The sequence below is a fragment of the Candidatus Symbiopectobacterium sp. NZEC135 genome (genome assembly GCF_025962695.1).
In genome coordinates, this window is record NZ_JAGFPF010000024.1 from 20,864 (window position 1) to 43,253 (window position 22,390).

Annotated in this window: 18 protein-coding genes, 3 tRNA genes and 2 pseudogenes; 10 read left to right on the forward strand and 13 right to left on the reverse strand. The window is 49.8% G+C overall.

Annotated features, from left to right (window positions below; translation table 11 throughout):
* Nucleotides 1–23: 23 nt before the first annotated feature.
* The 3 genes and pseudogenes from J5224_RS13345 to J5224_RS13355 all read right to left on the reverse strand — a co-directional run bounded on the left by J5224_RS13345 (nucleotide 24) and on the right by J5224_RS13355 (nucleotide 1,179).
* Complete coding sequence (locus tag J5224_RS13345; protein ID WP_319802440.1) at nucleotides 24–503, reverse strand: YlaC family protein; 480 nt, start codon at nucleotides 501–503, stop codon at nucleotides 24–26.
* A 250-nt stretch (nucleotides 504–753) separates the two neighbouring features.
* Nucleotides 754–942, reverse strand: a pseudogene (locus J5224_RS13350) (Arm DNA-binding domain-containing protein); the annotation flags it as partial.
* A gap of 161 nt (nucleotides 943–1,103) precedes the next feature.
* Nucleotides 1,104–1,179 (reverse strand) — tRNA-Asn (locus J5224_RS13355).
* Between the two features lie 388 nt (nucleotides 1,180–1,567).
* On the opposite strand from J5224_RS13355, the pseudogene J5224_RS13360 reads away from it, so the two are divergent.
* Nucleotides 1,568–1,834 (forward strand): annotated as a pseudogene (locus J5224_RS13360) (LysR family transcriptional regulator); the annotation flags it as partial.
* 270 nt (nucleotides 1,835–2,104) lie between these two features.
* Entirely contained in the window at nucleotides 2,105–2,365 is a 261-nt protein-coding gene (locus J5224_RS13365) for an anti-adapter protein IraP (protein WP_264625841.1), read from the forward strand.
* A gap of 186 nt (nucleotides 2,366–2,551) precedes the next feature.
* On the opposite strand, the gene cycA is transcribed toward J5224_RS13365, so the two are convergent.
* Nucleotides 2,552–3,955, reverse strand: a complete 1,404-nt coding sequence (gene cycA, locus J5224_RS13370) for a D-serine/D-alanine/glycine transporter (RefSeq protein ID WP_264625842.1) — start codon at nucleotides 3,953–3,955, stop codon at nucleotides 2,552–2,554.
* A gap of 346 nt (nucleotides 3,956–4,301) precedes the next feature.
* Between cycA and J5224_RS13375 the strand changes: the two genes are divergently transcribed.
* Nucleotides 4,302–4,377, forward strand: a tRNA-Lys gene (locus J5224_RS13375).
* 384 nt (nucleotides 4,378–4,761) lie between these two features.
* Complete coding sequence (locus J5224_RS13380; protein ID WP_264625843.1) at nucleotides 4,762–5,058, forward strand: hypothetical protein; 297 nt, start codon at nucleotides 4,762–4,764, stop codon at nucleotides 5,056–5,058.
* Nucleotides 5,059–5,116: 58 nt separating this feature from the next.
* On the opposite strand, the gene J5224_RS13385 is transcribed toward J5224_RS13380, so the two are convergent.
* Nucleotides 5,117–5,341: a DUF2594 family protein gene (locus J5224_RS13385; RefSeq protein WP_264625844.1), complete on the reverse strand. Its 225-nt coding sequence runs from the start codon at nucleotides 5,339–5,341 to the stop codon at nucleotides 5,117–5,119.
* Between the two features lie 844 nt (nucleotides 5,342–6,185).
* Between J5224_RS13385 and uvrY the strand changes: the two genes are divergently transcribed.
* The 5 genes from uvrY (at nucleotide 6,186) to J5224_RS13410 (ending at nucleotide 10,526) form a co-directional block, all read left to right on the forward strand.
* Nucleotides 6,186–6,842 carry a UvrY/SirA/GacA family response regulator transcription factor gene (gene uvrY / locus J5224_RS13390; RefSeq protein WP_264625845.1) on the forward strand — a complete coding sequence of 219 codons (657 nt, stop codon included), beginning with the start codon at nucleotides 6,186–6,188 and terminating at the stop codon, nucleotides 6,840–6,842.
* Nucleotides 6,843–6,866: 24 nt separating this feature from the next.
* The gene (gene uvrC / locus J5224_RS13395) at nucleotides 6,867–8,699 is read left to right on the forward strand and encodes an excinuclease ABC subunit UvrC (protein WP_264625846.1); all 1,833 of its coding nucleotides are present in this window, start codon (nucleotides 6,867–6,869) and stop codon (nucleotides 8,697–8,699) included.
* Between the two features lie 54 nt (nucleotides 8,700–8,753).
* Nucleotides 8,754–9,302 (forward strand): CDP-diacylglycerol--glycerol-3-phosphate 3-phosphatidyltransferase, encoded by a 549-nt coding sequence (gene pgsA, locus J5224_RS13400; RefSeq protein ID WP_252321479.1) that lies wholly within the window; start codon nucleotides 8,754–8,756, stop codon nucleotides 9,300–9,302.
* Nucleotides 9,303–9,474: 172 nt separating this feature from the next.
* Nucleotides 9,475–9,550 (forward strand) — tRNA-Gly (locus J5224_RS13405).
* A gap of 214 nt (nucleotides 9,551–9,764) precedes the next feature.
* A complete protein-coding gene (locus J5224_RS13410) occupies nucleotides 9,765–10,526 on the forward strand; it encodes an NAD(P)H-dependent oxidoreductase (RefSeq protein WP_264625847.1) in 762 nt (253 codons plus the stop codon).
* A 115-nt stretch (nucleotides 10,527–10,641) separates the two neighbouring features.
* Here J5224_RS13410 and J5224_RS13415 read toward each other — a convergent pair whose 3' ends face one another.
* From J5224_RS13415 to J5224_RS13440, 6 genes are all read right to left on the reverse strand, one after another.
* Nucleotides 10,642–12,588, reverse strand: coding sequence for a TonB-dependent receptor domain-containing protein (locus J5224_RS13415; RefSeq protein ID WP_264625848.1), 1,947 nt, complete (start codon nucleotides 12,586–12,588; stop codon nucleotides 10,642–10,644).
* 346 nt (nucleotides 12,589–12,934) lie between these two features.
* Nucleotides 12,935–14,602, reverse strand: a complete 1,668-nt coding sequence (gene fadK, locus J5224_RS13420) for a medium-chain fatty-acid--CoA ligase (RefSeq protein WP_264625849.1) — start codon at nucleotides 14,600–14,602, stop codon at nucleotides 12,935–12,937.
* 61 nt (nucleotides 14,603–14,663) lie between these two features.
* The gene (locus J5224_RS13425) at nucleotides 14,664–14,957 is read right to left on the reverse strand and encodes a ferredoxin family protein (RefSeq protein ID WP_195315536.1); all 294 of its coding nucleotides are present in this window, start codon (nucleotides 14,955–14,957) and stop codon (nucleotides 14,664–14,666) included.
* The gene (locus tag J5224_RS13430; RefSeq protein ID WP_264625850.1) at nucleotides 14,954–16,243 is read right to left on the reverse strand and encodes an FAD-dependent oxidoreductase; all 1,290 of its coding nucleotides are present in this window, start codon (nucleotides 16,241–16,243) and stop codon (nucleotides 14,954–14,956) included. The genes J5224_RS13425 and J5224_RS13430 overlap by 4 nt, the downstream gene beginning before the upstream one ends.
* Before the next feature lie 75 nt (nucleotides 16,244–16,318).
* Complete coding sequence (locus J5224_RS13435) at nucleotides 16,319–17,269, reverse strand: electron transfer flavoprotein subunit alpha (RefSeq protein WP_264625851.1); 951 nt, start codon at nucleotides 17,267–17,269, stop codon at nucleotides 16,319–16,321.
* A 16-nt stretch (nucleotides 17,270–17,285) separates the two neighbouring features.
* Nucleotides 17,286–18,050 carry an electron transfer flavoprotein gene (locus J5224_RS13440; RefSeq protein WP_264625852.1) on the reverse strand — a complete coding sequence of 255 codons (765 nt, stop codon included), beginning with the start codon at nucleotides 18,048–18,050 and terminating at the stop codon, nucleotides 17,286–17,288.
* A 594-nt stretch (nucleotides 18,051–18,644) separates the two neighbouring features.
* Between J5224_RS13440 and J5224_RS13445 the strand changes: the two genes are divergently transcribed.
* On the forward strand, nucleotides 18,645–19,556 hold the full coding sequence (locus J5224_RS13445) for an AraC family transcriptional regulator (RefSeq protein WP_264625853.1): 912 nt from the start codon (nucleotides 18,645–18,647) through the stop codon (nucleotides 19,554–19,556).
* Nucleotides 19,557–19,607: 51 nt separating this feature from the next.
* Here J5224_RS13445 and J5224_RS13450 read toward each other — a convergent pair whose 3' ends face one another.
* Nucleotides 19,608–20,759 (reverse strand): acyl-CoA dehydrogenase, encoded by a 1,152-nt coding sequence (locus J5224_RS13450; protein ID WP_264625854.1) that lies wholly within the window; start codon nucleotides 20,757–20,759, stop codon nucleotides 19,608–19,610.
* A gap of 14 nt (nucleotides 20,760–20,773) precedes the next feature.
* The gene (locus J5224_RS13455) at nucleotides 20,774–22,369 is read right to left on the reverse strand and encodes an acyl CoA:acetate/3-ketoacid CoA transferase (protein ID WP_264625855.1); all 1,596 of its coding nucleotides are present in this window, start codon (nucleotides 22,367–22,369) and stop codon (nucleotides 20,774–20,776) included.
* Nucleotides 22,370–22,390: the final 21 nt, after the last annotated feature.

Consider the following 22,390-nt stretch of genomic DNA (forward strand, 5'->3'; position numbering starts at 1 on the left):
GTTAATGGCTCACACGCCACACGTTATATTGCGGCTTTTCTAAGATAAGCGAGAGAAAAAACGTCGTAAAAACCCACTTCTCCTTTTGTGGATTGGATTTTTGTTATTCCGGTTTTGACTTCCGGTGCAACATGTTCATTGCTTAGCAGTTTCGTTACGGTGTCATGTGAGATTTGACGTGTGGTAAACCACTCGCCGTTATAGCAAACACGTAAGTCCAGTACGTCTATATCTTCGAAGCGATATTTAGGGTTGATGTCGACCGAAAGCGCCACGGACATGACGAGCATAAACCCCGTGAAGCCAATCAGGTAGGGCAGGCCAAAATAAGTCGCATACAATAAAATCAACGCGACAGGCACGTAGCTGATCAGCATTGCGGAGAACAGGTAGGGGTGTGAGCGCATAAATTTTAGGCTAAAACGTATTTTATTATCACGCTTCTCTTCCCGGTTAATGCGTTCAATCTCTTCCGTCAGTAGACGTCTTACTTCATCCATCATCAACACCGTTACGCTTAGGGATGTTTTCCTGATTCAACAAGAATCTGACAATATTTTTTCAATTACAACACAGTTGTACCATAGAGAGTAGATACAGTTTTCTCTGTATTGGCTATAACAGTTTGTGACCATCGAGCATGAGTTGTTCTGGCGTCATGTCGCCGGAGCGGAACTGAATGCCCTGACCAACTCGTCTGACCGGGTATTAGGTGTCGTCTTGTGGTGTGGAGATGTTCAACGTGAGGGGCACTTCAGACAGACTGATTAACGGATACGCGCCCAATGCGATGCGGGTTTCTTTACCACCGAAGTAATATCTGAAATACCAGAGGCGCGAACCTGTCGGTTTAACGTGAAGATACAGACCATGGGAATCGGACAGTTTTATCGGAGTAACGGGAGGCTTTAATTTGCGGATTTTTAGATCATTAAGAGCCATTTGGGGGTCACTCCATTATCGAACCAATCTGACCCCAAATCTGACCACCAAATTCTCCCGATGCAGAGGGAAAAGTAAGAACGCATCGGGAAAGGTTTTCACGCTAACCTGTTGAACCCAAAACACATAGGGATTCGCAAGGATGCATAAGAACAAGAATTTGGCTCCTCTGACTGGACTCGAACCAGTGACATACGGATTAACAGTCCGCCGTTCTACCGACTGAACTACAGAGGAATCGGTGAGTGCGGTGGATAATAGCGATAGCGTATGGGCTTGTCAAAGGGTGTGATGCACAATCTTTACCGATTGCCGATCTAATAGTCAATTCGTCGAATTATCAGGGTGTTGATAAGCGATTTTATCATGATGCACACGATTCATCCTCAGGTCGTCAATCAGCGGTTGCACCCTGATATGGCAAAGTTTGCCTTATGCTGGTGCATTGGCTTACCGCTTGACTGACTCTACCTTGCAGGGACAATAGCGCTAAAAAATAGGCCAACCATTTCTTTTCCTTATTTTACGGGCAACTGTGCTCACAAAATGAATACCAGAATCACAATGTAGAACAAAGTGGCGCGCTTCTTGCTACCTCAAAAGGGTAACTACTCAGGAGGCGAAAATGAATCTAAGGCGGCTCAAATATTTTGTTAAAATCGTTGATATTGGTAGCCTGACACAGGCTGCCGAGTTGTTACACATTGCACAGCCAGCATTAAGCCAGCAGGTGGCGACGCTGGAAAGTGAATTGGAAAAGCAACTGTTAGTTCGTAGCCGACGTGGTGTTACGCCGACTGAAGCAGGGAAAATTCTTTACTCACACGCACAAACTATCCTGCACCAATGTGAGCAGGCGAAAACCGCCGTCAATAGTGTGCGGCAGGCTGTTAATATCTGACCGTGCAACACCAGCCATCGTCATGATGGCTGGTCATCTCTTTTTATCGCTGACTTGTCTTTGGATTCTATTGTAAGTAATCCAGGCTCCTTTCGTATTATTTGCCAGCTCGCGCGCTAACTGAATAATGTTTTTATCCTGGTGCTGGTAGAAGATGCAATTCTAGTGTTACATTAATCCCAATTCCTGTTTTCTCCGCAGGCATATATCACTTTATACTGGGTTACTCACAGGTTTATTATTTTTGATGAAGGAGTTCAAATGAATACTCTTCTTTCTCAATTACTCATCAAACTGGCGCAAAAGGAGGCAGACGAGAAGCGGCTTCAGACTCGCGTCGCATCTCTTGAAATGCTGGTGTCTGCGGTTATTTCTACAATGGATGATCATAAATTGATCAAATTGAAGGGTGAGATTGATCTCCGCGTAAGACGAGAAACGATGCCTGTTGGTGAAAGAGACGATGTGTATTTGCTTCTGAAAAATATCACTGGAATGGCATCTATCCATTCACCTGAGTGATTGAACGGCTCTATAGCATCATCTATTTGCTAAATGAAAGATTGTTTCATATTTTATCTTTAGTTATGTCTAAAATTATTAACCCTGTCTTGATTGGCGTGCTGCTCGTGCAGGGAATGTATTAAAAACTAAAGACGCCAATAATAAGCGTCTTTAGTATGAATGCTGCAACGATTTATTCGGGGATCAAACGCGCTTTTTTTTCTTTAACAAGAAATGATAAGCAATTGCAAGAAAGACAAACCAAAGCGGTGTCACCATCAGTGCCTGTAATGTGTCCGGCTGCAATGTCAGCAGAACAATTACACCCGCAAAAAAGGCCAAGCACACCCAGCACATGATAATACCTAACGGCATTTTGTAGGTGGAATTGGCATGCAACTGAGGCCGCGTTTTCCGATATTTAAGATAAGAGCACAGGATAATGCTCCAGATAAACATGAACAGAATGGCGGAAACCGTTGTGACCAGCGTAAACACTGTCATCACATTCGGAATCAGGTAAATCAGCACAACGCCACTAAGCAGACAGATGCAAGAGAACAGTAGTCCTGTTGCAGGAACAGCGCGTTTTGACAGGTGAGCAAATGCTTCAGGTGCATCACCCTGTTTTGCCAATCCGAACAACATCCGGCTGGTAGAGAATACGCCGCTGTTGGCGGAAGAGGCGGCTGACGTCAGTACCACAAAATTGATCACGCTGGCGGCGGCTGGGAATCCGACGAGCACGAACATCTCTACGAAAGGACTGCGATCGGCGGCAATCGCGTTCCACGGCGTAACGGACATGATCATGATCAGCGAAAAGACGTAAAACATGATGATGCGAATAGGTATGGCATTAATGGCGCGCGGCAGCACCACCTGAGGATTTTTGGTTTCCGCAGCGGTAGTACCGACCAGCTCGATCCCGACGAATGCAAAGACCGCTATCTGGAACCCGGCAAAAAATCCACTTATTCCTTTCGGGAACATGCCTCCATGATCCCACAGGTTAGTGAAAGAGGAGACCGAACCGGATGGAGAAGGGAAGTGCATGAAGACCAACACCGCACCGAGGATAATCAGCGCGACAATTGCCACGATCTTGACCATGGCAAACCAGAACTCCATTTCTCCGAACAGTTTGACCGTTGCGAGGTTGAGTGTGAGCAATAGCAGCACACACAATAAAGAAGAGACCCACTGCGAAAGTTCGGGAAACCAGAACTGGGTGTAGGCGCTAATGGCGACCACATCGGCGATACCTGTCACTACCCAGCAGAACCAGTACGTCCATCCGGTGAAAAAGCCCGCCCAAGGACCCAGCAGGTCAGCGGCAAAATCGCTGAAGGATTTGTATTCCAGATTGGAGAGCAGCAACTCGCCCATTGCGCGCATAACGAAGAACAGCATAAACCCAATGATCATATAAACAAAAATGATCGAAGGGCCTGCCAGACTGATGGTTTTACCCGACCCCATAAATAAACCGGTGCCGATAGCGCCACCGATAGCAATAAGCTGTATATGCCGATTGGTCAGGTTGCGCCTTAGGCCTTCATCATGGCCTGAGGTAAGGTCATCGACCTCTTTGACGTTATCTACCATGTGTTAAATTTCCTGTTTTTGTCGGTGATGTTGTGTTGAGCTCTTGAATGGCTCTCTGATGATAGCGATTGGTATAAATAGATCCTGTTAGACCAACCTGGCAATGCCGCGCATGATACCGAGGACGTGGCATAGAGAAGGTGAACATTCGCACGTTTTACGTCTGTGTATTTTCTGTTCGAACAAGGCTGGCATACTAGGAATTGAGATGACGGATATAAACGCGGGCAAGACTAACAAAATCGGCTTTTGTCGACAATCGGATTTTCATGGTTGGAAGCGAAAAGAAAAAAATCGAATTAACCGTTTGACAGCGGCAGGCAACGGGAGAATAATCCACGGCGTTGGGTCGTTAGCTCAGTTGGTAGAGCAGTTGACTCTTAATCAATTGGTCGCAGGTTCGAACCCTGCACGACCCACCAACATTTCATACTGCTTTATTTCTCGTAATTTTATCTGCTATTTATAATAAATGATTTTCATTGAAACGTTATTTATTGTTTTATTCATATCAATGAACTGACACGACTATTTATTATTTACGTGCCGTTTACTCTTCTCGCCTGATTAAAAAAACCTTCCGCTGTTGAGTTAGCGTTTCTATGCCGTCATAGCATAATGATTGCGCGTAACGCGTTGTTTCTTTCGCGATGTGGATCACTGTCGGAGTGCCTCGCGCATCCTGTTTGGTGTAAGACCTGCTATACTTTGCGCACTACGGCTTGCATGTTGTTAAGCGCTGTTGGCCTTGCTGCGTAGCGCTCCAGATATGTCATGCAACAACTTCATTCAATCAGGAGGGGTTCATGGGAATAGAAAAACTCTTGGCAGTGGTTGAAACAAGCTATCAGGATCCAAATGCCGTAATCCCACTTTCGGCGCTCAGCCAGGTAATCCATGAGATCATCTGTAGCGAGCAGTCGTCGGAGTACAAAATTAATGGGTGTTACAGTGAGTTAAAGTCGTTGGTAGATGAAATCAAGCAACTTTCCCGAAAACGCCTGTTTGATAAGGTTTATGTTCTGGATTTGACGCACTATAAATCAATGGAACACGCGCTGTTGCTCAAGTTGCAAACGCTAGTGCGTGAACGTCAGGCGTGACGCTGTGCTGAGATAAAAGCGGCCAGAAGGATCTGGCCTCAGACTTAACCTGCTGTTGTTATTGACGATAAGCGTGCTTAATCTGTTTCAGCGTGGTGGAAAACACTTCTGCCTGTGCGGGATCGTCGATCTGAGCGATCTGTTTTTCCATATTGATGATCACTTTTCCGGCATCAGCCTGGCCGATGGCTTTTAGCAGGAGCGTAATCATTGCTTTTAAACAAGTTACTTCATCTGCCAGTGTTTCAACGGATTTACCAGTAGAAAAATCTACGTTGCTCATGCGCTCTCCTTAACAAGCACAATATTATGGAACGCCTTATTCTGCGCTGAGCATGATGGCTCATTCTTGCAGTGGGCATTGGAATGCGCGAGAGTATACCACAGTGCGTTGCGCGGTGGTGTTGGATTGATTAGGCCAGGGAACTAATGATGTTTTTCTGTTCGTAACGCCACTTTTTTATCTTTTTTAACTAACAAGATTCGCATTATGTATTGCAAATGTTGCGAGTGATACATTTCATTTCAATTGTATCTGTCATCTTATCGACATCTCAATGAGAATAAGGAATGACAGCGTAATGAAAAGAAAATGTAAAGGCTGCTTAAATTAACACATGTGTGCTTTTTTATTGTCGCGTATAGCAAGAGTCCAATACCACGCCAATCAACATCGCGCGTGTTCAATCCACTGAATAACGAATAAAACCACTCTCTTACCGCTGTAACATCAAATTTATGTGGCATGGCTGTGACTGATGTGTATCATGATGTTTTAGGTATTTTGTTGCTCAGATGCAGCGACACTGGGTTATTGTTGCTATATACGTCGATATACCCGTCATACTTCACGTTGCACGCGCGGTTGCTACGTTTGTTGCTCCCAATCACTGACATTGAGAATGTGTCAGGATTAATGAACTTCGTTTCTGACGTTCACCTTTCATCCACGCGCAGAGGCTGCTCGAATGTGTAACAAGCTTTTTTTCGTTTGTTGCTGTCCTACAACGCGAATTATTAATGGTGTAAGTGTGAAATGTCGCTGTTTTATAATTTTCTCAAAAAATTGTCGCTTCCATCTGCGGTTGCGTGGTGTTCAGCGTTACACCCTTTTCGGAGAATAATTTTTGATTAGCGTTTTTCTTGTAGATGACCATGAACTGGTGCGAACAGGGATAAGGCACATTCTCGACGACACCAAAGGGTTAAAGGTGGTTGGTGAGGCGCACTGTGGTGAAGAGGCGGTTAAGTGGTGCCGTCAGCATCCCGTCGATGTCGTCTTGATGGACATGAACATGCCAGGGATTGGTGGGCTGGAAGCTACGCGCAAGATAGCGCGTTTTGCGCCAGCAATTAAAATTATCATGCTAACCATTTACACCGAGAATCCATTACCTGCTAAAGTCATGCAGGCGGGCGCTGCGGGTTACCTCAGCAAAGGGGCTGCGCCGCAGGAAGTGATTTGTGCCATTCGCGCGGTGCATGCAGGCAGTCGCTATATTGCGTCAGACATTGCACAACGTATGGCGTTGAGCCAATTGGCTCCGCATACCGAAACCCCGTTGGCGTGTTTGTCTGAACGTGAATTACAAATTATGATGATGATTACTCAGGGGCAGAAGGTCACGGAAATTTCCGAACGGTTAAGCCTGAGTCCGAAAACGGTAAATAGTTACCGTTACCGCATGTTTAGCAAACTGAATGTGAGTGGTGATGTTGAGTTGACACATTTGGCTATCCGCCACGGATTGTTTAACGCGGAGCCGTCCCTGAGCAGTGAATAACAGGCAGTGAGTAAAGGTTAAGCAGTGAGTGAACATTTCGATTCCCCCGCATTTTTAAAAACTGTCACCAGCCAGCCTGGCGTGTACCGTATGTATGATGAGAGCAACACGGTCATCTATGTCGGGAAGGCAAAAGATCTAAAAAAGCGCCTCGCAAGCTATTTTCGCAGCAACGTTGCCAGTCGTAAGACGGAAGCGTTGGTGAAGGCTATTCACCAGATTGATGTCACCATCACCCATACAGAAACTGAAGCACTACTGCTCGAACATAACTACATCAAGCTTTATCAGCCGCGCTATAACGTATTGCTGCGTGATGATAAATCGTACCCGATGATCTTTCTCAGTGGCGATACCCACCCACGGTTAGCCGTTCATCGCGGTGCCAAGCATGCCAAGGGGGAATATTTTGGCCCCTTTCCAAACGGGAATGCCGTGCGTGAAACGTTGGTATTGCTGCAAAAGCTATTCCCTATTCGCCAGTGCGAAAACAGCGTGTACCGAAACCGCTCGCGGCCCTGTCTCCAGTATCAGATTGGGCGCTGCCTTGGCCCTTGTGTTACCGGGTTGGTCAGTGAAGAAAGCTACCGTCAGCAGGTAGACTATGTGCGGCTTTTTCTCTCAGGCAAAGATCAGCAGGTGCTCAATCAGTTAGTCGCGCGTATGGAAGCCGCCAGCCGTCAGTTAGATTTCGAAGAAGCAGCACGCATTCGCGATCAGATTCAGGCGGTGCGTCGCGTCACCGAAAAACAATTTGTTTCGGGCGATGGCGAAGATCTGGACGTGATAGGCGTTTCCTTCGATGCTGGTATGGCCTGTGTGCATGTGCTCTTTATTCGGCAAGGCAAAGTGCTGGGGAGCCGCAGCTATTTCCCAAAAGTACCGGCCGGAACGGAGCTGGCGGAAGTGGTACAGACGTTTGTCGGGCAATTCTATCTGCAAGGCAGTTTGTCGCGCACGCTGCCGAGCGAAATCTTGTTGGATTTTGCGTTGCCAGAGAAAGAGGTGTTGGCAGAATCGCTGTCTGAGGTCGCGGGGAGACGTATTCATATTCAAACCAAACCGCGCGGCGATCGCGCCCGCTATTTGAAACTGGCACGCACCAATGCGGCCACGGCATTGGTCACCAAGCTCTCGCAGCAGTCCACAATCCACCAGCGCTTAAAAGCGCTGGCTGAGGTGCTTCATCTGGAAAACATCGCACGTATGGAGTGTTTTGATATCAGTCATACCATGGGTGAACAGACAGTCGCGTCCTGCGTGGTGTTTGATGCCAATGGGCCGCTGCGTTCGGAGTATCGTCGTTACAACATCAGCGGTATCACGCCGGGGGATGACTACGCGGCCATGAATCAGGTTCTGAAACGTCGCTATGGTAAAGCGTTAGAAGAGAGCAAAATTCCCGACGTGATCGTTATCGATGGTGGAAAGGGCCAATTGGGGCAGGCGCTCGCGGTGTTTGATGAGCTTGATGTGCCGTGGGATAAACGTAAACCGCTGCTGCTTGGCGTCGCCAAGGGGACAGAGCGCAAAGCAGGGTTGGAAACGCTGTTTTTCGAAGCGACTGGAGAAGGGATCGCCTTACCGGCGGATTCGCCAGCGCTGCACGTTATTCAGCATATTCGCGATGACTCGCACGACCACGCTATCGCCGGGCACCGCAAGAAACGGGCAAAAGTAAAAAACACCAGTTCGCTGGAACTGATTGAAGGGGTGGGCCCAAAACGTCGGCAAATGCTGCTGAAATACCTGGGTGGAATGCAGCCACTGTTAAATGCCAGCATTGATGATATTGCGAATGTGCCAGGAATTTCACATGCATTGGCAGAAAAAATCTTTCATGCATTGAAACACTAGGGACAATGTAGCAACATATCCACCAACCGATACCAGCCAAAGTAGCCAATCCCTATGCAATTGAACATACCAACATTGCTAACTCTGTTTCGCGTTGTCCTTATTCCGTTCTTTGTGCTGGCGTTTTACCTCCCTTTTAATTGGGCACCGCTGCTGTGTGCCTTTATTTTTGTGGTCGCAGCGGTGACTGACTGGTTTGATGGCTTTTTGGCGCGTCGTTTGAAGCAAACCACGCGCTTTGGTGCCTTTCTCGATCCGGTGGCTGACAAGGTGATGGTTGCGGTGGCGTTGGTGCTGGTGGCAGAGCATTACCATGCGTGGTGGATAACCTTGCCAGCTGCCACGATGATTGCGCGAGAAATCATCATTTCCGCGCTGCGCGAATGGATGGCTGAGATTGGCAAACGCAGTCACGTGGCGGTGTCTTGGGTCGGGAAGGTAAAAACAACGGCACAAATGCTGGCGCTGGTTGGTCTACTCTGGCGTCCTGAGCGCATGGTCGAAGGTGCGGGCATTATTGCGCTTTATATCGCCGCCGTGTTGACCTTTTGGTCTATGTTTCAGTATTTGAGTGCCGCGTGGCGCGATTTGCTGGATTCCTGACCTCAGCGTCGTAAAAAACAGCAATTGATGAGCGTTAAGGGATAATTTTATTGACTGGTCAGGGTAGGTCAGTAAAATGCTCGACATGGACAGGTTGGTGACCAACGCTAACCGCGTAGCAATGTATATTGATATGATACCCTGTTGCGACGTCCAGTGTTTATAGCACGATGCGGGAATAGCTCAGTTGGTAGAGCACGACCTTGCCAAGGTCGGGGTCGCGAGTTCGAGTCTCGTTTCCCGCTCCAACATTTAAAGAACCGAAAGGTTCTTTTTTTGTTTTTGCCTTATCGCAGCACCGTTTACCCCGTTTTTCTTTCCCCCCTTTGCGGAATATGCCTCAGTACTCGCCCTCTGCATCATAAAAATCCTGATCGTTGTTATCCTCTTTAGTTCCTCCCCCTTATTCTGACCATTGTGGTTTCGTGGATCTTTCTTTATAAAACGGCAAAAGGAATTGACATGATGGATAAGAATGAGGGGTTCCCCTGCGATAAATCTTTTGGTAAACAAATCAATAAAGAGGATATCGCGGCTCGAGAGCGGCGTGACTTTATTAAAGCCGGATTGGTAGCCACCGCTGCCATGGTGTTACCCGGTTTTGCCACTGGCGCTATCGGTGCAACTCAGCCTCGGGAAAAAAACGTGCTTATTATCAATGCACATCAGACTTATTCTGGTCTCAGCGAAGGGGCACTGAATCGAGAGTATGTTGCGTTGATTAAGGATGAGATGGATAAAAAGGGATACCACATTCAGCAAACCTATATCGAAAAGGGCTACAACATTAACGAGGAAGTTCAGAAACACCTTTGGGCAGATATTATTATCACTCAGTCACCGGTGTTCTGGTTTGGTACCCCTTGGATTTATAAGAAATATGTTGATGAAGTCTTCACGGCAGGAATGAGTCAGCAAAGCTTTTTGATCGATGATGGACGCATGCCGAACGACCCGAGTAAACAATATGGATCGGGCGGCAAGCTGCACGGTAAAAAATTCCTGCTTTCGCTGACCATGAACACGCCTAAAGAGGCGTTTGATGATCCAGCCCAACGGCTCTATGCCGGGCGTTCCCTGGAGGATTTGTTCTCCTCAACGACCTCCGTCTATAAATTTTGTGGCTTTGCTATATTGCCGGTGTTTGGCTCATTCGATGTGATTAAGGCACCGCAGATAGCAAAGGATAAAGAACGGCTTAAACGCTATCTGGCGGAGTTGTAGTTAACACGCAGGATAGATGCGCGTGAGGTATTGTGAGGCGTGACCCCATAATCAGGGTTCACGCCTTGCTGCTTGAGTGTCAGTCAATCAATCTGTGCGCGTTGATAACATCAACTTAGAATTTATAGCTGATACCGCCATAAATTGTCCGACCAGACAGGAAATAGTCATTAGCGGTAGCCACATAATCACGCTTTTCATTAGTGATATTGGTGACACCCAATTTCAGATCAACGTGTTTAATCGGCGTATAGGTCGCGCCCAGATCGACGGTATTGAACCCTCTGGTCCTTTTGGCTTGTTTATCGAGCAGATATTGGTTGCCCGTATATTGATAGGAGAGCGACGTAGCAAGGTTGTCCAGCACTTGCCACGTTAACTGGGTATTGACGGTATTTTTAGGCGTCTGTTTCAGGCGCATTTTGGTACTGCGATCTTCCGCATCAACGATGGTCCAATTGGTGGCCCAATTAAGGTTTTCGGTCAGATCGACCCATACGGAGGTTTCAATACCGCGGATGCGTGCTTTATCCACATTTTCATAGGTTAGCTGTGTCGCGACGCGGTCCCAGGTTTGAACCTGAATCATATCCTTGATGTCGTTATTGAACAGGGTTAGGCCTGCACCGTAATGCTCAGCCTCATAGGCTGTGCCCAACTCATAGCTGACAGCGGTCTCTGCTTTCAGGTCAGGGTTCCCTACCGTTTGGCATTTTCCTCGGCAGGCGGCAACGGCATAGCCTTGATTAAATTGCGCAATAGTCGGTGCCTTGAACGCTTTGTTTACGCCCCCTTTGACCACCCAGTTATCGCTCAGGCTATAGGTGGCGTAGGCGCGCGGGCTAAATTCTGTGCCGTAAATTTCGTGCGAGTCGACACGACCGCCAAATGTCAGTGCCAGATCCCCGAGTTTAAATTCATCCTGCAAGAAAAACGCTTTCTGGCTGACCGCCACGTTGCCATTTTGTAAGTTCAGGCTGTGTTGTAATTCGGTGTTCCGATACTCGCCGCCAGCCGTAATCAAGTGATCGCCAAGGTAGCCAGAGACTTGCCCATCTACGGTTTTATTATCCTGAGTAATGTAGGCCTTGCCAGCGTTAAGCTGCGAGTTATCCATCAAATCGACACTTTCGAAGTAGTAGCGTAAGCGCGTATCGACGTACTCCCAACTGCCATTGTGTGTCAGGCCAAAGCCAATGCGTTCCATTTTTTGAATATTGCGTGCCGATGCGCCGTAGTTGTTCCATAGGACATCGCGATCGTCTTTTGCGTAAGTAGTATCGAATTCAATATTTTGCCGGTCATCGATAAGCCAGGTCAGATTGGTCAGAGCGTTGAACGTATCGCGGGCTTCCAGCGCATCCGAATTGGGGTTGACAGATTGATGGGTGCGCCAGGCATCGCGTTTCTCCCCGTCAACGATCACGCTGCCGAGCAGTTTATTATCTACCAACGGGCCGCTGAGATAGCCGCTCAGGCGATTATGTCCGCCGCCATCGCCTTCCGTAGGGGCTTCAAAACCGTAACCTATCTCACCCGCTGCCGTTTCACCCGGCTGACGCAGGATCACGTTGACAACGCCACCCAGCGCATCGGCACCATACAGGGATGACATGGGGCCGCGAATGACTTCAATGCGATCGATTGCAGAGACGGGGATCGTGGAGAGATCGAAATCGTTACCCATGTTGCTGGCGAGTGCTTCACGCGAGTTGATGCGTCGGCCATTGAGCAGCAACAACGTATAGTCGGATTTCATGCCACGGATTTTGATCTCTTTGCGGCCGTAAGTGGTTGAAGGATTAATGCTGATACCGGGCAGTTTTCTGACTGCATCAGAAACGTCGTTAACCGACATTTTTTCCAGTTCGGTACGGGTGACGACCGAAACGCTGGCCGGTGCGCTGAGCGTGGTGTGTTTTGTCTGTGTAGCGGTAACAACAAACGTTTCATTGGTTACATTTTCCGCGATTGCGCCGGTGGAGAGGGCGGTCAATCCCGTGGCGAAAAGGGTGCGATACAAGGTATTACAAACCAGACGGCGTGGTGCATATTGCTGCATGTTAAAAAACTCCGTGATTAAAGCGCGCAAAGAAAAAATATTGTGATTTTTTGTTGTTTTAAATCATTGGTATAGTGGTATTAAAGGCCGGTTCGCGAGTGATATGCATTAAGCGGCAGTGCATCCATGCCTGATGGTGGCAGCATTAAAGCATGTGCATTTCGGCTGCATGTAACATTCATGTTACATGCATCTTTTGTAATGATTTGAAATAACATGACGTATCTTAATGGGCGCTTACTTTTTTTGAAAGTAAATGATAAGTATTTTTATTATCAAATTGATGGGCGATCACAGAGATATTTTTAGCATGAGGCTCTCTTATCGAGAGCCTTTGTTGCTGGAATCAGGCGGAGAACAGGGAAGGGGGGACGTGCTGGCGCTCATCCAGCCCGAGGCGCTGTAAAATGTCTTGTCGTAGTAGGTATTTCTTGATTTTTCCTGATGCGGTGCGCGGTAAGCTCTCGACGATCACCAAATGCTCCGGGTACTTGTACTTGGCCACACGTTTACGGCTGAAAAAAGCGATCACGTCTTCAAGCGTCAGCGTGTGGTAGGGGACGTTAAGCACCACATAAGCGCATGAGCGTTCACCTAAACGTTCATCGGGCATGGCGACCACCCCCGCATCGCGGATACGCGGGTGCTGTATCAGAATATCCTCCACCTCGCGGCTGCTGATATTCTCGCCGCCGCGCACGATGATATCTTTCTTGCGCCCGGTGATTTTGATGTAGCCGTCGACATCCATGCGGCACAGGTCACCGCTGTAATACCAGCCGTTTTCATCCAGTGCGCGCGCTGTCAGTTCCGGTTCGTCCAGATACCCCATAAACACATTCGGGCCGCGCGACGCTTCTTCGCCTTCTTCACCACACTCAACGGTGTTGCGCGCTTTGTCGACCACTTTGATTTCAACGCCCGGCGCTGCCTGCCCGTCAGTGTTCACGATCCGGGATGTGGGGTCGTCCAGCTTTACCACCGCGTGCGGTGAGCTTTCCGTTGAGCCGTACACGCTGAGCAGTTTGATGCCCATCTGCATACAATCACGAGTGATCTTTTTGGGGATCGTGGTGCCGCCGCACAGGAAAAAGCGCAGTGATGATAAATCGTAAGGTTTTTGCTGTATGCAACACAGCAGATCGTAGACAAACGGCGTTGCACCCAGCACGCAGGTACAGCGCTCCTGCTGTAGCAGCTCAAGACAGTCTGTCGGATTGAAAATATCCAACAGTACACTACGAGCACCGATGATAAAGGGAGCGGTAACGCCGTGTAAAAAACCGGTGGCATGGCCCAACGGTGCAGGCATCAAAATGGTATCCAGCCAGGTCAGATTCAGCCGCGCACAGTAGGCGCGTTCGCTGGCAAGAATGTTGTTATGCGTCAACATTACCCCTTTAGGTACTCCCTCTGTGCCAGAGGTAAAAAGCACGGCCGCTAATGCATCGCCATGCACGCGGATCGTCGTCTCTAGCGGTGCAAAATCCTGCAAGAGTTGACTGAGCGCCAGCGTGGTTGCGTTGGCCGGAGCCAGCTTATCCACGGCTACGATTTGTCGCAGGTAAGGCAACTGATCACGCAGCGGGATAGCTCTGTCGATAGGCTGAGTATTCTTGAACAACGTGGGGGCGAACAGTACTTTTGCCTGGCATTTATTAAGGATCCATACCAGCTCGGTTTCACGGTAGGCCGGGAGTAACGGTACGGATACCGCGCCGACCTTCAGACAGGCCAGGTAGATAATCGTAAACTCGCACCATCCCGGGAGTTGAAAAGCGACGCGATCGCCGGGTTCGATTCCACAGGTGAGTAAAAAGCGAGCTAGGCTGCTGGCTGCGCGGTCTAGTGCCGCATACGTGTAAGAGGTTCCCTGATTGTCAATCACGGCAACCTTGTCCGGCATGGCGCTTTGTGTTTGATGCCAATAGTCAGCGAGTGAAGCGTCTCCCCAGAATCCTTGCTGACGGTATAACGCCCGGCGTTCAGCGTTAAATGCTATTGAAACGGTCATGTGTTTTTGTCTCAGTGTTTAACGGCCGCCAGCGCGGCCGTCCATCACTTATGCGAAGGGATCAACCAAAGCGAAATTCGATACCGAACGTACCCTGCGGGTATTCCCATTGTTCCAGAATGGTTTCACCGCACAGTACCCGGCAGGTACCGCATTCCAAACAACCGGCAGAATCGAAATGAATATTTCCTGCCTCATCCTGCTTGTAGAGCCCTGCTGGACAGGCTTTGAGTAATTTACGAAACTCGGCCATATCCGGGTTGTCGGCCAGAATAATATGCGGATGGCCTTCATCCACATGGAACTTGTTGACGCCCAGTTTGACGTCTACGTTGACGCTGTTGTCGTTACTCATAGCGCTGTCGCTCCTTTGATGCCGTCTTTCAACAGGTTTATCAGACCAACCTGTTTGGCGCGCTTCATGATTTTTGCCCGCACCGGCACGTTCGGGCCGCCATCAATAATGAACAGGTCGCTCATAATATCGGCCACCATGCGTGGATACTGGGTGAACATGCGTGGATTTTCCATCATGGCGGGCACTTTGCGATAATGGTGCATATCGCGCAGTACGAAGCTGTGTTCCAACGCGCGTTTGTATTCCATCAGGCTGCTGGATGAGAAGTCCTGGCGCTGCTTTGCGGCAATCGCGGCGTTGGCGGCGGCTTGCGCAGAGGCGATGGCCAGATCCATGCCGCGCACGGTGTAGCCCAGATTGAGGCACAGGCCAGCAGCATCGCCGACGATCATCACGCCGTCATCCACTAGGCTGGGCACCATTTCAAGCCCGCCTTCCGGCACCATGTGTGCCGAGTATTCCAATAGCTCACCTCCTTGGATCAAGGGGCGGATTGTCGGGTGTTGTTTAAAATCTTCCAGCATCTGCGGCACACTTTTGCTGGCGTGGGCGATATCGCCTAAACCGCAGACGAGACCAAGTGAGATTGAGTCTTTATTGGTGTAGAGAAAACCGCCGCCCATCAATCCGTTGGAAGGCGAACCGGCAAACAGCCAGGCGGCACCTTCTCCCGGCGCCAGATTAAACCTGTCTTCGATTTGCGCGGCGGGCAGGGCAATCAACTCTTTCACGCCGACTGCATAGTGATGAGGTGACGGGGGCGGCACCATACCGACGGAGCGGCCCAGCAGCGAGTTCACGCCATCGGCCAGAATCACTACGTTCGCCTCTAGCGCATCTTCTCCTGCCTGCACGCCGGTGACTCTGTTGCCTTCGCGCAATAGGGCATCGACGCGTACGCCGGGAATGAACTGTGCGCCGGCCTCTTCGGCTTTCTCCATCAGCCAGGGATCGAATCGGTTGCGCAGCACGGTATAAGAGGCTTTAGCCGGGATATCCGGCTGTTCGCTGTGGTAATCCATCGTGACGGCGCTTTCGTCGGTGAGAAAGGAGATCTTTTCTCGTGTGACTTTGCGTTCAACCGGCGCCTGTTGCGCAAATCCGGGCATGATGCTTTCCAGACTGTGTGCATAGAGGCGTCCGCCGGTCATATTTTTACTGCCTGCGCTGTTGCCGCGTTCAATGATTAATACATCAAGCCCGGCCTGTGCCATGACATAACCGGCGATGCAACCTGCAACCCCGGCACCGACGACGATGGCATCAAATTTTTCTTCCGACATGGTTCCTGCTCCCTATCCCGCCACAGTGGCGTGGCGGGATACGTGCTGTTAACGAAAAGACCAACAAATGAAGGACTACCGGGTTAACTGCTCAACCAACGCCGGGACCACTTTGTAGATATCGCCGACCAAACCGTAGTCGGCGTATTTGAAGATGGGCGCATTCTTGTCTTTGTTAATGGCGACGATGGTTTTTGCCCCGTTACCGCCCACCATGTGCTGGATTTGGCCGGAGATCCCCAATGTCAGGTAGAGATCGGATTTCAGCAGCACACCAGAGACACCGATATAGCGCTCGCGCTCCATCCAGTGCTCCCCTTCCGCAATCGGGCGTGAACAGCCGACTTCCGCGCCCAATACCGTTGCCAGGTCTTGCACCATGCGTAAATCTTCCTGTGAAACCAATCCACGTCCCACGCCAACAACGCGCTTGGCCTTGCTCAAATCGACGCTGCTCAATGATTTGGCACGGCGTTCAACGCACAGGATTTCCTGACGCGGTGTAACATAGTTAGCCTGATAAACTGGACACTCAGCCGTCGCACTCGCGGCCTCGGGTTCGACGGCACCCGGTGCCAGCGTAACGATGGCTATTGGGGTATTGATTTTCTCTTTGCCAAACGCCAGGCCACCGTACATACGATGCTCGGCATACAACGCTTGCGCTTCTACTGCCAGCGTGGTGACGTCGTTGACGACGGCGGCATCAAGCAGCACGCTCAATCGGGCCGCCAGTGCCTTACCGCGTTTAGTGGCCGCCAGCAAAATCAGTGTGGCGGGGAAGTCCGCCGCAGCGGGTTTTTCGATCAGGGAGGCCAGCGTTTCGGCATAGTTTTCGATGCGCTGCTGTGCCGTTTTTCCCAGCACGTAGAGCCCCTGTGCACCGAGCGCTTTTACGGCAGCAACCTGCGCGTCATCTTGCACAACGGCGTACACCTGCTGTCCCCACTGGCGTGCGCCCGTCATTAATTCGCTGTAGCGCTCAACGTTATCGCTGAACACCCATACATTGGTTAATTGACTCATGATGATATTCTCCGGGTTAGTTCAGCGCTTTTTTCAGGTGTTCGGCCAGTTCGGCGATCGCTTCCGGCGAGTCGCTTTCCAGAATAATGTGCTTACGCTCTGCCTGCGGTGGCACGTGGATCTGCGTCAGCTCGGTGTGGGGGGCAGTACGCTGCCAACTGATATCGTCGGCTTTCCATTGCGTTACCGGTTTTTTGCCCGCACCCAGAATCGCCTTCATTGACGGAATTTTTGGCGCATTAATATCCGATGTCACGCAGAGCACGGCAGGCAGCGGCAACTCAAGAATTTCCACTTCTTCTTCCAGCGTGCGCTCCACGCGTACCCGGTTACCCAGCAGTTCAATCTGGCTTACGGCATTGACGGTAGGCAGCTGCAACATCTCACCGACCAACAACCCAACCTGTTGTGCATAGAGATCGCCGGAACCCTCACCGAACAGCAGCAGATCGAAACCCATCTTGCGGGCCGCAGCCGTTAACACCTGAGCGGTATCCTTGGGCAGTGCATTATCTAACTGTGCATCCTGCACCAGGAACAGTTCATTCGGTCCGCGCGACAGTACATCTTTACGCACTTTGGTGTTATCCAGCAGGCTGCCGCCGACGCTCAGCGCTGCGACATGCCCATCAGTACCAGCCAACTGGGTGGCGGCCTCAATGGCGTTTAAATCAAACTGGCTGATTTTTGCATCGGCGCGGTCGAAATTGAGCGTGCGTTGGGCGGTAACCACAATGTCTTGCTCTTCGGGCACCAGCTTGAAACAGGTTATTATTTTCATGGCGTCTCCTATTGGTCGCTCGCAGGCGGTGCATCGAAAAATAATATCGATGTGCCTCAGAGAGATATAAAAAATTGATGAAAATAGTGTGCGGGGGAGAGGGGTAAAAAACGACATGATAATATGTTTTAGTTACCAACAATCTTGCAAAAAAATTGTGCGCAGCGGCAGAAAAAAGTATTTCATGACATATTGCTTATGCAGCATCACCGTTAAACATTACGGCGATATTCGCAACAGCGCCTTCACGGTGAAAACAACGTGTGGAAATAAGGTGTGATGCGCATCATAAATACGTGGCTTTTTTTTAATTGGAATTATTAACACGCTCACTAAATAAAGAAAATTTCATCAAATTGTGAATGCAATGTTTTCTTTATGTAGGCGATGCGTATTTAAAATGAGAAAAGTCACACAAGATTGTACGTTAAAAAAGGGCGTTTTTTAGACGGTGCAATCGAGTGGTGTAATCTTGCATGATATGCAAACAATCTTGTTTTGCGCGGTTAAAAACGTGATATACAGTACGGGTCGTTGCGCTACTTTACCCCTAAATAATTGGCTCACACCTTACTGCTTCCCGTGGAGGTTGTCATGTATCAGCGCTGGTTTGACAATAATACCGATACCTTGTTTGAAAAGGGAATGACGCCCAAATTGTCCCGTTTTGTGATCAGCGATGACCCAAACTGGGAGTCTGGACACCACGTACATGATGCAGAAACGGAGCTGATCTACGTAAAAAGTGGCGTAGCCCGGCTTATCATCGATTCGTCCAATTATGTTGCACAGACCGGGGATATTGTGGTGGTTGAGCGTGGCCGATTACACGCCGTCGCCTCCGATAATGCCTCTCCTGCAACCACCTATACCTGCGCCGTTTATGGATTTAAATTCCGCGACAGGGATGAGAACCAGATCATGCAGACCAATTCCTGCCCGGTGGTTTCAGTGGTGAAAGGGAAAGAGGTAATAAAAAGTATATTTCACGAACTGGGGGTGATGTTACCACAGCAAAAAAACCTTTTATCTTCACCGGTCTACGATGCTTTTGGTTATGCCTTGACGGCGCTATTTTATGAAAACTTTAAAAATGCCTACCGTTCTGAATCCGGTTATATTCGCAAGGAAGTGTTGGTGAAAGATATTTTGGTTTATCTCAATAATAATTATCGGGAAAAAATAACCCTGGATCAGCTCGCTAAAAAGTTCCGCGCCAGCGTCAGCTACATTTGCCATGAATTTACCAAGGAATATCATATTTCTCCTATCAACTATGTGATTAAACGCCGGATAACCGAAGCAAAATTTTCGCTGACCAACACCGAGTGCAGTTTGAACGAGATTGCTATCCGCGTGGGGTATGACAATGTTGATCACTTCGCCAAATTATTTATGCGCCATGTTGGTTGTTCACCCAGTGAATACCGTAAGCAGTTCAAAAATAGCCTGAATGGATTGGAGTATATAACGGAGTTTGGTGAGAGTTCAGAATTGCTGCTGTGATGCGGATATACGGTTGAGACTCCCGTGTGGACGGGAGTCTCAACCTGTCAGTTATTTACTTTGGTAATCTTTCAGAATCTGCCGTCCGGCAATATAAATCATGATTTCATCAGTACCGCCGCCAATCCTTTCGCAGCGCACGTCACGCCAGAAACGGGATACGCGTGCGTCATCCGTGTAACCCAGTCCACCCATGATCTGAATGGCATCATCGATCACTTCCAATGCGGTGCGAGCGCAATAGAGTTTGCACAGCGCGGCACTGGTGCGTAATGACAGTTCCTGATCCGCCTGCCAGGCGCATTTCAGCACCATATTACGCATGTTCTCGATTTTGATGGCCATCAGCGCCAGCTTTTCCTGGATCATCTGGTTATGCCCAATCGGTTTGCCAAACGCGATACGCTGGTTGGCATAACGGGCGGCATCTTCGAAGGCACACTCAGCAAAACCGGTACTGCGTGCAGCATTGATCAGGCGTTCCATTTCGAAATTGTACATCACGTTCAGGAAGCCCATGCCTTCCTCACCCACCATGTCGCTCTCTTCGACTTCAACGTTATCGAGATAGACTTCGCAGGTGGTCAGCATATGCCAGCCGATTTTATGCAATGGGTTGATTTTGATGCCGGGCTTATTGGATTCCACCCACCACAGGGTAAAGGCTTTTTTCGGATCCTGCGGTTCGGGATCGCGCGCCAGCACCAGCATATAAGGGTACTCTTTGGCGCCGGTGATAAAGGTTTTTTGCCCGTTGAGATACACCTTGCCGTTTTTACGGGTGTAGCTGGTGGTCGCACTGCTGTTGTCCGAGCCTGCGCCCGGCTCGGTGAGGGCCAGCGAATAGGCTGGATCGCCAGTCGCCAGCGTGCTTTCCGCGGTTTTACGCAACTGCTCGGCAGAACCAAAACGACGCATGCTGTGGATGCACTGACCGTTAGTGATCAGGAACGCTGGTGCGCCGTTTTTAGACACTTCCATCAGCGCCAGCATTTGGGTGACATAGTCCGCCGGAATGCCGCCAAATTCTTCCGGCACGCCCAGCAGGGAAATGCCGTTATCGGCCAGCGCCCGCATAAATTCTTTCGGATAGGTGCCGGTCTGATCGCAGGTTCTGAAATACTCTTCCGGGAAATCACTGGTGATCAATTCCCGAATACTGGCAAGCAGCAGTTCTTGCTCTTCGGTTAAGGCAAAGTCCATCGTTTTTACTCCTGTTATTGTTCAGCGTCTGGCAATACAAAGCCCATCACGTCATCGAAAAAGAGGCGTGTATCCATCAGTTTTAAGTCAGGCGAAATGACCGGGGTAAAGTCCATCTGTGCCAGAATGTCTTTTTCCAGATCGACGCCGGGAGCTATTTCAACCAGGTGCAAGCCGTCCGCTTTTAAGGTGAAGACGGCGCGTTCGGTGATGTAACGCACGTCCAACCCGCGTTCGAGCGCGATTTTTCCGCTGAACGTGATTTCAGGGATTTCCTGAATGAATTTTTTGACTTTCCCTTCCTGCACGATCGTCAGCTTGCCGTCGCCGACATCCGTTTTTAAACTGCCCGCCGTCAGGGTGCCGCAGAAGATGATCTTCTTCGAGGTAGCGCTGATGTCGATAAACCCGCCGGTGCCCATGATCTTGCCGTTGAATTTGTGCACGCCAACGTTGCCGTGTCGGTCGATTTCAGCAAAGCTCAGGTAGCACACATCCAACCCACCGCCGTGGTAAAAATCGAACTGAGAGGTCATGTCCAGAATGGCGCGGGTATTGACGTTGGCGCCGAAAGCCACCCCTTGTGTGGTGATCCCGCCGATAGGGCCGGTTTCCACCGTCAGCACGAAGTCATCGGCGCAGCCCTCTTCGCGAGCCACCAGACCGATACCGTCGGCGATACCGACGCCCACGTTACCGACAGCACCTTTGCGCATTTCGAACAGCGCGCGGCGTGCTACCAGCTTGCGCTGGTTAAGGGGGATGGCCATTTTGGTGCTGTCATCCAGTACAAAATCGCCGGAGATAAAACGGTTGACGGGCGCACCGCCGTACAGTTGGGTTTGCGTTGAATCCACTACCACAATGTCGATCAGGTAGCCGGGAATGCGCACAGATTTAGGATGCAGCGTGGCTTTTTTGACCATCTTCTGCACCTGCATCATCACGATACCGCCGTTATTGTGCACGGCTTGTGCAATCACCAGCGCATCGAGGTACATCACTTCATCTTCAAACGACGCGTACCCTTCGCTGTCGCAGGTCGTGGCGCGGATAAAGGCAACATTCGGAGCAATAGCCTTGTAGAACAGGTATTCCTGATTATCGATCTCGACCAGTTTGATCAACTCGTCTTTGGTCACTTCATTCAGCTTGCCGCCCTGCTGACGCGGGTCGACAAAGGTACCAATACCGATATTGCTCAAAATGCCCGGCTGGTGTGCGGCAGAAGCACGAATCGCTTGTGTCAGCACCCCTTGCGGGTAGTTGTAGGCGACGATCTTGTTTTGTTCTGCCAGATCGGAAATTCGCGGTGACTGTCCCCAGTGACCGCACAGCGCCCATTTTACCAGGCCTTCCTGTGCCAGCGGACTGATGCCACGTTCGGCGCGATCGCCTAGCCCTGTTGGGCTGATCAGCGACAGGTTACGCGGTGATTGCGTGGTCTTGTAGCGGTCGGCGAGGGCAGTGATCAGTGAGGTGGCTTCCAGAATGCCACCGCCGGCCCCTAATACGCACAGGGTGGCTTCATCAGGGATGTAGTTAACCGCGTCCTGCGCGGAAAGCACCGGCACTCGGCCATTAATTCTTTTCGGTTTTTCCAGTTTCATTGCAACTCCTCATGATAAGCG